At 40.2% G+C, this 14371-nt stretch carries 13 protein-coding genes; all 13 read left to right on the top strand.

All coding sequences use genetic code 11. The annotated features are described in order from the left end of the window. Nucleotides 1–8: 8 nt before the first annotated feature. A complete protein-coding gene (locus ACIQCO_RS23665; protein ID WP_400433584.1) occupies nucleotides 9–275 on the top strand; it encodes a YciI family protein in 267 nt (88 codons plus the stop codon). A 73-nt stretch (nucleotides 276–348) separates the two neighbouring features. Beyond that, entirely contained in the window at nucleotides 349–1023 is a 675-nt protein-coding gene (locus ACIQCO_RS23660) for a cysteine hydrolase family protein (protein ID WP_400433582.1), read from the top strand. Between the two features lie 34 nt (nucleotides 1024–1057). Then, nucleotides 1058–2455: a purine-cytosine permease family protein gene (locus ACIQCO_RS23655; protein ID WP_400433579.1), complete on the top strand. Its 1398-nt coding sequence runs from the start codon at nucleotides 1058–1060 to the stop codon at nucleotides 2453–2455. A 90-nt stretch (nucleotides 2456–2545) separates the two neighbouring features. After that, nucleotides 2546–2785, top strand: a complete 240-nt coding sequence (locus ACIQCO_RS23650) for a peptidase G2 autoproteolytic cleavage domain-containing protein (protein ID WP_400433577.1) — start codon at nucleotides 2546–2548, stop codon at nucleotides 2783–2785. Nucleotides 2786–2924: 139 nt separating this feature from the next. Then, nucleotides 2925–3125 (top strand): hypothetical protein, encoded by a 201-nt coding sequence (locus tag ACIQCO_RS23645; protein ID WP_400433574.1) that lies wholly within the window; start codon nucleotides 2925–2927, stop codon nucleotides 3123–3125. A 385-nt stretch (nucleotides 3126–3510) separates the two neighbouring features. Further along, nucleotides 3511–4521, top strand: a complete 1011-nt coding sequence (locus ACIQCO_RS23640; RefSeq protein ID WP_400433571.1) for a DnaD domain protein — start codon at nucleotides 3511–3513, stop codon at nucleotides 4519–4521. Continuing rightward, nucleotides 4521–5783, top strand: coding sequence for a replicative DNA helicase (locus tag ACIQCO_RS23635; RefSeq protein ID WP_400433568.1), 1263 nt, complete (start codon nucleotides 4521–4523; stop codon nucleotides 5781–5783). The genes ACIQCO_RS23640 and ACIQCO_RS23635 overlap by 1 nt, the downstream gene beginning before the upstream one ends. Before the next feature lie 67 nt (nucleotides 5784–5850). Continuing rightward, nucleotides 5851–6276 (top strand): hypothetical protein, encoded by a 426-nt coding sequence (locus ACIQCO_RS23630; RefSeq protein ID WP_400433565.1) that lies wholly within the window; start codon nucleotides 5851–5853, stop codon nucleotides 6274–6276. Between the two features lie 504 nt (nucleotides 6277–6780). Then, nucleotides 6781–7878 (top strand): DNA sulfur modification protein DndB, encoded by a 1098-nt coding sequence (locus tag ACIQCO_RS23625; protein WP_400433562.1) that lies wholly within the window; start codon nucleotides 6781–6783, stop codon nucleotides 7876–7878. Beyond that, nucleotides 7875–8903, top strand: a complete 1029-nt coding sequence (locus tag ACIQCO_RS23620) for a DNA sulfur modification protein DndB (RefSeq protein WP_400433559.1) — start codon at nucleotides 7875–7877, stop codon at nucleotides 8901–8903. The genes ACIQCO_RS23625 and ACIQCO_RS23620 overlap by 4 nt, the downstream gene beginning before the upstream one ends. A 173-nt stretch (nucleotides 8904–9076) precedes the next feature. Further along, on the top strand, nucleotides 9077–9643 hold the full coding sequence (locus tag ACIQCO_RS23615) for a competence protein ComK (RefSeq protein WP_400433556.1): 567 nt from the start codon (nucleotides 9077–9079) through the stop codon (nucleotides 9641–9643). A 261-nt stretch (nucleotides 9644–9904) separates the two neighbouring features. Beyond that, nucleotides 9905–13678 carry an AAA domain-containing protein gene (locus ACIQCO_RS23610; RefSeq protein WP_400433553.1) on the top strand — a complete coding sequence of 1258 codons (3774 nt, stop codon included), beginning with the start codon at nucleotides 9905–9907 and terminating at the stop codon, nucleotides 13676–13678. Between the two features lie 303 nt (nucleotides 13679–13981). Then, on the top strand, nucleotides 13982–14371 hold a 390-nt coding region (locus ACIQCO_RS23605), incomplete at its 3' end, for an IS110 family transposase (RefSeq protein ID WP_483874176.1).

The raw sequence follows: 14371 nt of genomic DNA, 5'->3' as shown, positions 1-14371 counted from the left end.
GATAGCTGATGGCTTATTTCGCAGCAATTTTACACATGATTGATACTGAAAAAAATAAAGAAGTACTTCCCCGTCATATTCAATATTTAAATGAACTGGATGCGCAAGGGAAAATTTTTGCAAGAGGCCCTTTTTTAGACGAATCTGGCGGGCTTGTAGTATATGTGGCTGATTCATTTGAAGAGGCTCACGCCTTAGCTGTTAAAGACCCTCATGTGGTCGAAGGATTACGGGAGTTAGAATTGAAAGAATGGAAGATTCTCGTAAAAAGTTAGCGGGCTCTAAACCACTATCATTACTTGCATGGTACATGGTAGTGGTTCGGATTTTTCAAAAGGAGTGAAGAGAATGAATTTGAAACAAACAGCCCTGTTGTTGATTGATCTCCAGAAGGAAAGTGGTACATCGGATGTTGTGGGGATGCGTGAAGTGGTTCAAAACGCCGAGCTTCTCATCCGCACCTGCCGTGAAAAGGGAATCCCGATTATTTATACGCGCCATATTGGCAGGGCAGATGGAATCGGACTTGCGAATAAAGAACCGGTTAATGAACTCGGTGCACCGATCTATTATCATGCCGAAACGGAAAACGTTGAAATTATCGACGAACTAAGACCCGGGAAAACCGACATCGTGGTGGATAAATATCGCTACAGCGGTTTTTACGAATCCAGCCTTGATTTAATGCTGAAAAGTTTAAATGTGAAACATTTGATTGTTGGCGGCGTTCTGACTGATTGCTGTGTATTAGCCACCGTTTTAGATGCCTATTATCGCGATTATCAAGTGAATCTTGTCAAAGATATGTGTGGAACCACAACCGAAGGTGCTCACATGGCTTCTATATTAATGATGGCTAACTGGATATATGATCTAAAAGTTTATGACGCCAAGCAAATGACGAAGAGAATAATCGGTGAAGACTATCACGTTTGGGAATCTTCTGGGCCGGACGAACTGCAATTCTCACCGGAAGATGTGCGTGGGATTTTTGCCAAGCTATCACCTAAAGTAGGGATCTAGATTTTTTCAGAAAAAATCAAATGGGGGAATGTATGTGAAGGTTGAAACGCGGAGTATTGAATATGTTCCAGAGAATGAAAGACACGGGGAGGCGAGAGATTTATTTCCAATCTGGTTTGGGGCGAATATGAATATTACAACCCTTGTGTCTGGGGCATTGCCAATTATGTTGGGACTTAACCTCTTCTGGAGTATCGTTGCGATTATTATCGGCGCCCTTATTGGTGCTATTTTCATGGCATCCCATTCTGTGCAGGGACCAAGGCTGGGAATCCCGCAAATGATTCAGAGCAGGGCGCAATTCGGGGTCATTGGGGCGATTATTCCTTTATTTCTCGTCATGTTTATCTACCTTGGCTTTTTTGCAAGCAATACTTTGCTGGCTGCCCAAACGATTGGCGATATTCTTCCGATTGGCCAAACGTGGAACATTATCTTTATTGGGGCGATCTGTTTTGTTGTCGCTTTATATGGATACGACTTAATCCATAAAGTACAAAAGTGGTTCTCAGCGGCTTCATTGGTGCTATTTTTAATCATGACGGTTATCGTATTTCTATTACCGGTACCTGCCGAGCAATGGGTGCCTACTGAATTTAACTTATCGGCGTTTCTGCTCTCCGTCAGTATCGCTGTAACGTGGCAATTATCTTATGCCCCCTATGTGGCCGACTATTCCCGCTATCTTCCTACCAATACACCACCAAAACAAACCTTTTGGTATAGCTATTCGGGCACAGTGATTGGCGCGGTATGGATGATGGCTTTAGGAGCTGTCTTAACTATTGCAATCCCCAATTTCGCTGACAATACCGGTGGAAATTTAGCCAGTCTATTTGGAAGCTTTGCTATTATCATGTTTGTCTTGATTATCTTTGGCCAGTTGGCAATCAACGTGTTTAACCTGTACGGCGCATTTATGTCTTCCATTACAACTATTGAACCGTTTTTTAAATTCAGAGTTACGCCAAAGGTTCGCTTTGCCTTTCTGCTTGTGATCACAATAGTTGCCACAGGGTTATGTATACTTGGGCAAGGGAATTTCTTAGACTTTTTCTTAAACTTTATATTCTTTATGAGCTATTTCTTAATCCCATGGACATCTATTAACCTAGTGGATTATTATGTCTTGCGTTCAGGCGAATACAGCGTCAAAGACATCTTTGACCTTAACGGCAAATATGGTAAGGTCAACTGGATCGCATCGTTTGCATTTGTTGCATCCATCGTTGCTGAAATCCCATTTGTAAACGCTTCATTTTATGTGGGCCCAATTGCCAATCTGCTTGATGGGGCAGACTTAGCCTGGGCTGTAGGGCTTTTCTTACCGGCTGCTCTTTATTACTTCCCCATGAAGCGTAAGTTGAGTCGTTCCGATGCATCTCTAGAAGCAAATGTATTAGGGGGAATGAACGAGGTGGAAGAAATTTAAAAAGAAAAAGTGCCAGGCACCAGCCAGTAATCTGGAAGGTGCCTGGTACTTTTTCTTGGTCGAAGGATCACGGGAGTTAGAATTGAACGAATGGAAGATTCTGCTGAAGGAATAATGGGGAATCTAAACCACTGCCTTAACGAAGTAACCATCCCAGCGGAAATAGACGAGGATGGCAACACGATAATGCCTGAGATAAATGAACTTCAGCCTATGTTAAATCCGAATTGGGTATCGAACAGGGAATATCAACCTAGAATAAACAGACCCGAATGGGTGGCGGTGGGTCTAATTGGGCAAATTCTTGTACGTGATAGATGGTACTTGTAAAACCCATGGTTATTGTTGGGCAAATGATGAGGGGATCGCCACTACTTCAGATAAAAGCTATTTTGTATTGAAACGTACAGGAGAAAATCAAATTTTAATTCTAGTAAAATAGTTATTAGCTTATTTGGAGGGAAAAAAGTTGAGTAGAGAAATTGAAAAAGAATGGCTCAGCAAGGCTGATCGTAGAATAAAAAACGCCAAAAAAATTTTAGATAATCGAAAAAGAAACAAAAAAAAATCATTAGAAAATAGATTAATCGCTCTTCAACAAAGGGTCCCATTCGAATTAAAACAATCAAAAATACCTTTTGATTTTCAAAATAGTTATAAACAATTATAAAAATGTAAAAAAGTCTACAGGTGCATTATAGCTTTGACTCGCCGGGGGTCTACGCTTTTTTCGACTCCTCACTCAAAAAAGCCTAAAAATCACCTCAAATTGCAAAAAACGCCTTCAAAAATCATTTTTGAAGGCGTTTTTTGACGTTTTGCTCTAAAAATACCTTCAAAAATGAAAAACGGAGATTCGCTTTACCCCGCCAATCTCGATATCGTAATAGTACTGAGAGCCGGGCTTTTTTCATATTGCCCTTGCAAAGGACAAGGTGATGAAAAGGTGTCATAAAATATTAAATTTCTATTGAAAAACATATGACCATTTTCTTCATTTAACTATAAATAAGTAATGGAGAAAATTTTATTATAAGAAAGGACAGTGGTTGAAGATGGCAAAGTTTAGAATGGTACGAACTGATTTTTGGAAGAATCCTATTGTTTCAGAAGAGATGACCCCGGAGGATAAGTATTTTTACCTATATTTGCTTACAAATCCGCAAACTACTCAAATTGGAATCTACAAAATTACCAAAAAACAAATGGCTTTTGATTTGGGCTATTCGATTGAGAGTGTTCATTCGTTAATGGAACGATTCATATTGCATCACAAGTTGATCCGTTACAATCCGGAAACGAGAGAGCTGGCGATGAAAAATTGGGGGAAGCACAACCTAGAAAGAGGCGGGAAACCAATGATGGATTGTATTTTTTCTGAGTTAAAGGATGTCGAGGATCTCTCACTTATTCAATATGTTTCGGAAGCCATTCAAAAGCAGGAAATTCGCAGCCTATTTGAATCGTTTTGTAAACAAGAAGATATGATTTACGGTAACGAAGTGAGCGGCAAAGAAGCAAAAAATACATATTTAGAATCTGAATGTGGAGGGCATGACGATACGTTGACGCATCGTGAAACGAAAGGGGGACAAAAAGAAGAAGAAAATGAAAAAGAAAAAGAAAAAGAAAAACAACAACAAGAACAAAATGCTTTCCATCCAACTTGTGAGTTCAATCCAGAGATCAAGAATCCATTACAGAGTAATCAAAATGATGTGAAAGAAATTGTTGAGTTCTGGGACTACAATGGATTTGGTTTATCGAACCTAAATGCTAAACAGCAGCTGTTAGCTTGGTTGGATGATTCTAGTTTTTTACAGCCGAAAGATGCGATTTTAAAAGCGATGAAGATTGCATGTGCTAATAACAAGCGAAGGCTTAGCTATGTCGTTGGGATACTAAAGAACTGGGAAAATGAATCGTTATTAACCGTAGAAGAAATTAATACGTATCATGAGAATCAAAAGTCAGTACCAAAGTATAGACAATCAACCGAATTGTTTCAAGCTGGAAGGGATATTCCAAGGAGATTTGAACTCGATCTTACGGCAGGTGAAGAGTGATGAGTGTAGCTGAAAAAGCGTTATTAGGAAGCTTGATGAAGGCGGAGTACCTACTCAAGGATACCGTGATTCAACCTGAGCAACTGGAAAGTACACGGAATAAAGAAGTCATGAGAAGAATGCTGGATTTAACACGAGCTGGCAGGAATATCGATTTGATCACATTGTCAACCTTACCCGACCTCGAGTCATTGGGGGGAATGTCGTACCTTGCTGAACTGTTATCGTTTGCGGATCCTGAGAAGTTTGATGGAATAGAGAGGCTCATTCTTGATTTGTGGAAGGAACGGCAAAAGAGAAATATCTTAACGGTTGCTGCCATGAATGATTGGGAGATTGCGAAAGTCATTGCCGAATTGGATAAAATAAACCAAATGAAAATGGATGATCACACGCCCTTACAACAAGCATTGGCAGATATCTATGAGGCACCCTGGGAGGATTCTATACGCCAGAAAAGTGCAACAACGGGTATAAAAGAGCTCGATGAAGTGACGGGGGGATTTCAGGGCGGAGAAGTGACGATCCTAGCGGCAAGACCATCGATGGGAAAAACCGACGTGATGCTTCATTTTGCAAAAATGTCGGGTTGGGCAGGGTTTCTGCCACTTGTATTTTCCTTAGAAATGCCTGAAAAGTTGATTACCTCCCGATTAATGGCATCGACAGGAGGCTTTAACCGCGCCAAAATGCGGGATCCGAAAAAAATGCTAACTCAAAATCAAAAGAATAAGTGGTCGGATGTAATTGGTGACCTCTCTGAAACCCATCTGCAAATTTTTGATGGGGCCGGACAAACGATTGCCGAAATAAGAGCGAAAACGAGAAAGCTGATAAGTCAATTTCCATACAAGAAGCCGATTATTTTTATCGATTACTTAACACTGATCCGATCAAGCGAATTTTACGGAGGGAATTCCCATTTACAAGTAACGGAAATATCCAGATCACTCAAAACGATGGCGAAGGATTTTGATTGCCCGGTCATTTGTTTGGCGCAGCTTAATCGGTCGGTGGAATCACGTGCCAATAAAAGGCCAATGATGTCTGATATTAGGGAATCTGGAAGCGTAGAACAGGATGCCGATGTCATTTTTTTCTTGTATCGTGAAGCCTATTACGACAAGGACTCTGAGGACCATTCCCTTGAAATCATTGTCTCGAAAAACCGAAATGGTCCAGTTGGAACCATCGCCGTGAATTACAACGAGCATACAGGGACGATTGAGGACCAAAAGGAAAAGAATTTTGCATATGTATAACCTTCAATTAGACCTTTAATAACGAAGCCGCGGCTGATAAAAAAATCTAATATCGAGGTGTAATCACATGTTTGTGGAAGAACTTTACTTGGATTCTATCCGTTTTGAAGAATCCTCATTGGCCCATTACATCCACCATTTACTAACAGAGCAGAAAATTTCATTAGATGATAACATATCCAAATTAGACTTTGATCAAGCAGATCATCAGAAAGTAGCGGAAATGATTCAAACCAATGTGTTAGGTTTTCATAAGATTTGCATCTACTCACTGAAGATGAACCCGAAGGAATTTGTCTTTATTTTTGCAGCAAACGAGCATGAAGCAATTCAATTCTATATCAAAACATTTCAGCAAACCCCACTGAATTGTCACGAATATACGCTAGATTACCAGCTCTCTAGAGGAAATGATGTGATTTCATTTCGTGACATGAGGAAGGAATTCACTATTTTTCCAGCTATAGCGATGTATTTTAAGAGGGAGAGCTGACACTCAGCACGTATAAATCCGGCGGGTCTAGCGGCTATAGAGTCAGACCCCCGACGTGGAATATGTACTTAATTAGTAGTCTTAGAAAACCAGTAGAAAAGGCAATCATTGAAAATAATCGAGGGATTTAAGTAGTGGCAGCTAATTCAATGCCACTATTTTTTTTGGTACAAAAAAATGATTTAGTAAGTCACAAAGCAAATAGTGACTAAATATTGAAAAAACAGTGAACAAACTGTCACAATTAAAATAATAATTATTGGCGGCATTCTAAGCAGATAAAAAAACATTTAATTTAGATAATTTAAGAATAATTGAGAAAAAACAGCTTATAACAAAATAAAATCAATATTTTACTATAATTAGGAAATTTGTCAAGGTTCCGCTAAAACCTGCACATAAGAACAACATCAAGTGTTAAGTTCGCAAAACGAACATAGGAAAATTCCAATTTACAATTGTTGTTAGATATAAATATAATATTATCGGGAGGGGTGATGAAGATTGTCGAATCTTGACTTTAGAACAATTATTGAAGGAAACGGCTATAATCAGTTTGGAAAAAAGGTATTGGCGACGCAATTACGTTTTTCAACTTTAGAAGCGCTATTTGAAGTTGATCCCGAAGTTCAGCGTAAATTAGATCCGCAGCGAAGATCGGAAATTAGAGAGTTTATTTTAAAATCATTAAAAGGCAAGGATTTTTATTTTTCACCATTTATCTTTTCAGCGAGGGAGGGATTTATAAAAACTGAACTAGGTTGGGCCTTAGAGCCCGGCACAAAGCTTTACATCCTGGATGGCCAACATCGAAGTTCCGCTATGGCGTCAGCATTAAGCCATTTAAAATCACAAAAAGAGACAGCAGAAGAAACCGGTAATTATAAAGAAGCAAACAAGATACAAGTCTACATTGACAAATTGAAAGAGTATCCAGTTGCGATGCAGGTGTATTTAGACTTAACGCAGCAAGAAGAGAGGCAGCTTTTCACCGATATCAATACTGAGCGAAAAGAAGCACATATTGGTTTAATCATGCAATATGACCACCGAGATGTATATACAGAATTAACAAGAAAGGTAGCCAAACGACTGCGGTCGGAATTTGAAATTGAACAAGAATTATCTCGACTTACAAACTATAACTCCGCCGTTACTTCACTAACCATCATGAAAAAATGCTTACTTGCCTTGTTTGAAGGCAACTTAACTGTAAAAAAAGGAGATCCGAATTTTGGAGATTATCATCCGGATGAGGTAATCGCTATTTCACAATCATTCTTTGAATCTTGGCAGGAATTATTCCCAAAGCAAATGGCCAATCGCCGTAAATTCGTGTCCGGCCTAACTGGAATTCAAGTTGCCTTAGCCTATACAGTTTTTCATCTCACCAAGAATTACTCCATTTCACATCAAGAAGCAATCATACAGCTTAGAAGAATAAAAAAATATTGTACGTGGAAACATGATGACCCGCTCTTTGCTCATCTTTACGATCCCGCATCGAGAAGAATTAAGCATCATTCGTCAACGACTTCTATTCAAAGAACAGCATGGCAATTTAAGGCTATTATCGATAAAGAAAGGATTGGGTCTACTTGATCGTTAACAACGTATTTTCCAAGCGGCAATCGATGGCAACCTACACCATTCAAGAACTGACAACCTTAATCCAAAACGGGCAAGTGAAATTACGAGAAGTTAACAAACTGCATGTCAGAGCGATTAAAAAATATATTCTTGAAAACGTTTTAACAGAGCAGATATACTTTCCACCAATCGTTGCGGCAACCGATAATCTAGGTCCTGACAAGCCTTTTGAACTGTTCATTATTGATGGGAACCAACGATTAAAAGCATTTTGTCAAATTGAAGACATGGGAAGCAGAGCAGTAAAGAGTGAAAATAATGAACATATGAAAATAGGATATAAACTGCTTCATTTTGTTCAAAAATCAGAAGTTGCCGTACAGTTATTTGAAGGATTAACAAAAGAAGAGGCAGATCAGCTATTTATTGACCTGAATACAAAAGGGAAAAAGGTAGCATTATCAAAGCGGATTGCCTTCGACTCCAGAAAAGAATTGAATAAAATCACCAATGCCATTTTGAAAAACAACAAACAACTAAATATCGCCGGCGTGGAGATTGAGAAAAGGGCAATTGTTAGACCAACGAATAAGAAGTTGCTGTCTCTATCGCATCTGCGGCAGATTGTGGCTATTTTTCTAACAGGTAAAATGATTCATCGTGCGGTAGATGATCGCTACGAAGCACATCTTGAAGCCAATGACTATATCAAACTAATTACTATTTGGTTCGATGAATTGTTTCTGCAGTACCCTCCAGAGCGAATCGGTGATTTTGAGGAATCGATGCTCGCCAATTTTCCCTTACTTTTGGCCATTGCCTTTTATGTAAATAAAGGAATGGAAAAATGCACATTTGAAGAACGACAGCAATTCCTAGTAAACCGGATGGAGCAGTTAAGTAAAGTAAATTGGAAGCGGGATAATCCAATATGGGAAAATTTTAAAGGTACAGTGAGGGGAGGCTACTATTATTTAGCGAATGACAAAAGCAATATAGAAAAACTAGCCGCGTGGCTGGATCACCAAAGGGGGTGAGGAATATGTGAATAAAAATATAAAAAACCCATAGGCGTCTAAGTCCTGCCCGACAGCGCCCATGAGTTTTCGGATGTTGGGTATACCAACTAAGTTAGTATACCCTTATTCGTAAAAAAATCAAAGATGTAAGATTACAAGAATTATAAACTATTATGAAAGAAGGTATACTAATGAACTTAAAGTATGATTACTTGATTAATGAAAAAACTGTGTTGTTTTACGGAGTACGTAACGAAAACGGCGAATTATTGACACACGTGATAGATAAAGACGACGAATTTTTGGTACCGATGTCACCAGTCCAGCTCATTGACAAATCACTCATAAGCTACGGGTCAAGCTTTAAGGGAGCACTCTATAGCTCCACTCAGCTGCTTGGTGAAAATCGTCGGATGTATCCAATTAAAATAGATGCATCATTAGACATCTGGCTCTTTCCAACAAAATCATACAAAAAGGAAACCTGCATCTGGTTTTCACTTAACCATGTGAAAGGATCACAACAGCTAGGGCTCAGATTTACAAAAGTATTCCTAAGTTATGGTCATACGACTGAAATTGCCATGAAGGAATCAGCATTTCGTGAAAAGCGCCTGAATGCAGAAGTATTAAAAGAAAAGATCACAACCAACACTAAAAACTCTATGAGTTTCATGGTAGAACCAAAGTATGGGTTTATAATTGTAGAGGAAAAAGGTCGGTACAAATGCAGAGCTAGAAATAAAGAGAAGGTTTGAAGGGATTAGAAAAGGAGAAATAAACTTTACCATTCTTGAAGAATGGAAAATAAATTTATATTTAGACCACCGAGGTGCTATCGCTTTAGCGCGCTGGGGCTATAACCCTTTTTTCGGATTTTGGGAAATTTGACAGAATGGAGAATCTCGTTCTTTATCTGTGGAAAGAACGGGAAAACTGTCAAGGTCCAGTGGTCTACATTGTTTATGTTTGGGATATACTGAAACCTGACATCAAAACAACTTAGACAGGTGATTTGTATGCAACTTGTATCCAAACTTAAACAATACCAAGATAAATTAAATGACCTTGGTAAAGACAATAAAAGCATCCGTTTCATCCAATTTAATAAATCTTATATTGATTTATCCACGATGCCCAAAGGGAGAGTAAGCATCTTTGAGTTACTTGACCATATCATTCGTCACCGACAAACCAATGGCTTAAAAGTCACTGAATCGAAGAGTCCTTTGATGAAAGAAACAAGATGGACCAATAAATTAAAAGATCTATATAAAGAATGGAATACTCGCCATATGGAGACGGGAGAAAGAGATTTGTTTGTGGGTTTCCCATTTCTTTCGGGAACACTACATGATGGTACGTTTATTCATGGTCCACTTCTATTTTATCCCGTTGAGTTGAGTAAGAAAGACGGAGATTGGTTTCTTTCCTTTGAAGAAGACGGGGAAGTGATTTGGAACCGAGCGTTAATGCTGGCTATCCAACAAGCCAACGAAATTAAGATTACCGAAAGTCAATTGGAGCAAGCGCTCCCGTTGAAAGATTCCTATGATCTAGATTCTTACCTAAAAACATTATGGGATTGGGGTATACCACTTCACTCCCCACAACCGAAAGAAGATTTGTTACTTGTCTCGTTAGAAGACAATGTGAAGCTGTTAAAGGACGCGGTCGCCGAAGGGGATTCAGGAAAGAAGTTTACATGGGATCAAGTTAAGACTCCGCTCACCCTTGTCCCCCATGCGATTCTTGGAAAGTTTAGCCAAGGGAAAAAGGGGATTTCAAAAGACTATCAAGCGTTAATTAAAGAGGTTGAGCAGGGCGAGAAAGCCGAGTTAGTGGCAGCACTATTAAATGAAATGACATTGGAACTCGGAGAGACGGACGAAAAAAAGGTATTGAATGTCGATGATGGGAACGAAGAGGAGCATTTGTTTTTACTCGATTCCGATTCGTCGCAAGAGGAAGTGATTTTGTCTGCACGCTTTGAAAGAGGACTCGTTGTCGATGGGCCACCGGGTTCAGGGAAGTCTCAGGTGATAGTCAATTTGATTGCCGACACCCTCCGAGTTGGCAAACCCGTACTGTTGGTTGCTGAAAAAAAAGCAGCACTGACTGTCGTAATGCAACGGTTGCAGGAGGTCGGGTTAGAGGAATTTGTAGCGTTGGTCCATAACGATAAAGATGATCGTAAGTCACTCTATGAAAAAATCGTTAAGAATGTACAAGGTCAGCCTGAAGCAGGATATGAGCAAGTCAAACAGGAGTACATTCATTGCTCTCAACAAATTGCAGCAAAAACGACGTATATTAAAGGCATTGCAAATACTTTGTGGGAATCACAATCCAACGGCCTTTCCTTGTTTCGGATGTACGATCGAGCCTTGAAGTATAGAGGACGGGAATCAATATTTCGCCCGCCCTCACAAGGATATGATATGAAGATTCATGAACTTGACAAACTTAAGGGAAAGTTAGAACGTCTTGGCCGCTATGCCATGCGCTATCGCCATAGAGAGCATCCGTGGTCGAAACGAAAGTGTATGGCGGAATGGAATCTTGAGCAGCGTAATAAGTGGCTTGATGCCTTAGGTTCCCTTTTGGCCAAGGAAGAACAGGAAGCACAAGGACGAAAGCAGTTTGAAATTTGGGGATTGCCCTTAAGTTATTTAGTAAGGAATGGACAAGGTTTCGACCAAGGCCAAAGGCTCCTCCGCCGAGCAATGGATCGAAAGTGGTTCGCAAAATGGTTTTGGAATCGTTGGGTCAAAAAGTATCATGACGTTGTGGAACGGTTAGGTGGGAGTTCTGAACTCGAATGGGACAAATTGTTAGAACAATTTTCTAACCTTGGGGTATGGCGGGGAACACGTGAGCAGGTTGAACACCACATTCAAGGGTTAAGCGCCATTTTTCCTGAAGACCATCTCCAAGATCAACTTCAACGTTGGAAACAGGGAGAATCTCTACGTGATTGGCTGGAAGGATTACGAGAGTCATTGCTATCAGATTGGGACGATATGAAACAAATGGATCGTGAAGAAATGTCCCTCTCTCCAACGGAGCGCCTGATCTTCGAGAATTGTATGCAGGTCCTCCCTCCGACGAAGGAACAATCACAAGGACCATTGTGGTATGAACAAGTTGAACAAGCTTACCTTGACTATTGGATCCACCTAGCTGAAGAGGGTAATCCAAGGGTCAAAGATGTTTCTGAAGAAGAATATGAGATTCAGCGTCAACAATACGGCTCCCTATTAAAACGAAAACAAGAGGTCGCCGCTGCTTACCTTAAGTTGAAGCTCCAACAAGAAGTCGCTGAAATCCCTGAAAAGGAGAGGAGCGATATCGCCTATCGTAGCGGATTGAAGAACAAAACATGGCCGATTCGCAAATTGCTACAAGAGTATCCGGATATATTGGCTAAAGTCATGCCCGTCTGGTTGGTGTCTCCTTCGGTTGCGAGTTCCATCTTTCCGTTAGTAAAAGAGATGTTTGACCTTGTTATCTTTGATGAAGCGAGTCAATGTCCAGCAGAATATGGAATACCGGCATTGTATCGAGGACGTCGCATCATCGTGGCAGGGGATGAAAAACAACTCAAACCAACGATGATTGGTATGAAAATCTATGAGATGGATGAGGACGACGAGGACTATTATGAAGACATCCAAATGGCTGATTCCTTGTTGGATTTGGCGAAGCGAAACTTTAAGAGAAAACCGTTAGAATGGCATTACCGTTCAAAGTATGAGGAGCTCATTAATTTCTCGAACCACGCCTTCTACAAGAACATTCAAGTGGCACCAAATGTCCTCCCCACGCAAAATCCGCCTGCTATCCAATGGTTTCATGTGGAGAATGGGGAATGGGCAAACAATTCAAACCTGTCAGAAGCAAAGAAAGTCGTCGAACTTATTGTGGACCATTACCTCCATGGAGATCTGAACTTGTCCTTAGGTGTTGTGGCAATGAATGGACACCAACAGAACCTCATAGAGCGGTTGATTGCCAAAAGGGCACAGGAAGATCCTGAGTTTGGGATGGTTTATAACCAAGTGATGGGAGGAGACTTGGAGAAAACTTTGATCGTCCGCAACATTGAAAATATTCAAGGTGATGAACGTGATATCATTATTTTCTCCGTCACCTATGCAAGGGATATTAAAGGGAATACCTCGGGGCGATTTGGCTTGATTAATTATGATGGTGGAGAGAATCGTTTAAACGTGGCAATTACTCGTGCCAAACAAGGAATGCGTATTGTCGCCTCCCTCTATCCCTCGGAAATGGCAGGAGATGAACAAAATGACGGTGTTTATTTCTTTAAGCGGTATTTGGAGTATGCCCATGAGATTTCACAAGGGAATCTCCAAGGAGCGAAGTCCGTACTAGCTCGGATGAACAAGGATTATAAAATGAGTCAGGATAGTCAAAGGTTGAAGTTTGATAGCATCTTTGAGGAGGAAGTCTACAACTCCCTCTCAGAGAAGGGGTATCGCTTGATAACTCAGGTGGGTGAGTCTTCTTATCGGATTGACTTAGGAGTGGTGGATCCGAATAACCCTAATTCTTATTTGATGGGTATCGAGTGTGACGGGGCGATGTACCATAGTTCCAAAACCGCACGAGAGAGGGATGTCACCCGTCAACGGTTCTTGGAAAAACAGGGCTGGACGATTGAGAGGGTCTGGAGTCGGAACTGGTGGAAACACCCGCAGAAGGAAGTAGCGAGGATTGAGCAGCGAATACAGGAAGAGATGAAGAAGCGTTTGGCGGTAACCTCTTAATAAATAATTTACAAAATAGAATTATTCTACTTTGGCATTACATGCTCAAGGGTCAGCGTATAATGGGAATTAAGTCAAGAGTAAATATTTTAAAAAAAAGGCCGAACTTAAGTAGAACCCCTTTATTCCATTTTTAGTGAATTTACTGGTCAGTCCCCCGGTATGCTAAAGCATTAACGCGTCGGGGGACTAGTATAGAAAATAGGTCAAATAAATTGAAAAAGGCCACCGTTTTCAATATAAAATGGAAGTACCTATCACAGAACTTCTAATTTTACTACCCCCACCAAGGAGTTGAAAACGATGGCATATTCATTATTTAACCATATTCAAGGTAGAAATGGAAGTCGATGGGCAGAGTTTGTACGAGAGACAGGGACTGAAAATTTGTTGATGGTGGCGATTGATGCAGCGAAATTCACACAAAAAGCACTAATTGGTACGTTTTATGGGGATATTTTAGTAAAACCTTTTGAGTTTGATGCGTCTATGACGGGTTTTGAATACCTTAAAAAGGTTATTCATTCGGAGAAGGAAAAATACAAACTTAAAGAGGTAGTAGTGGGTATTGAAACTACTGGGCATTATTACGAGGATTTTGTTCGACGATGCCATTCAAATGGGTTTCATGTTAGAACCTTGAATGCAGCCACTACAGCCCAGGAAAGGCAAGCTCTTTTAAATTGGTCTAAG

Source organism: Neobacillus sp. NPDC093127, from assembly GCF_044754175.1.
GTDB lineage: Bacteria > Bacillota > Bacilli > Bacillales > Cytobacillaceae > Neobacillus.
Note: the sequence above shows the minus strand (reverse complement) of the source record. Positions and strands in the feature narration are given on the sequence as shown.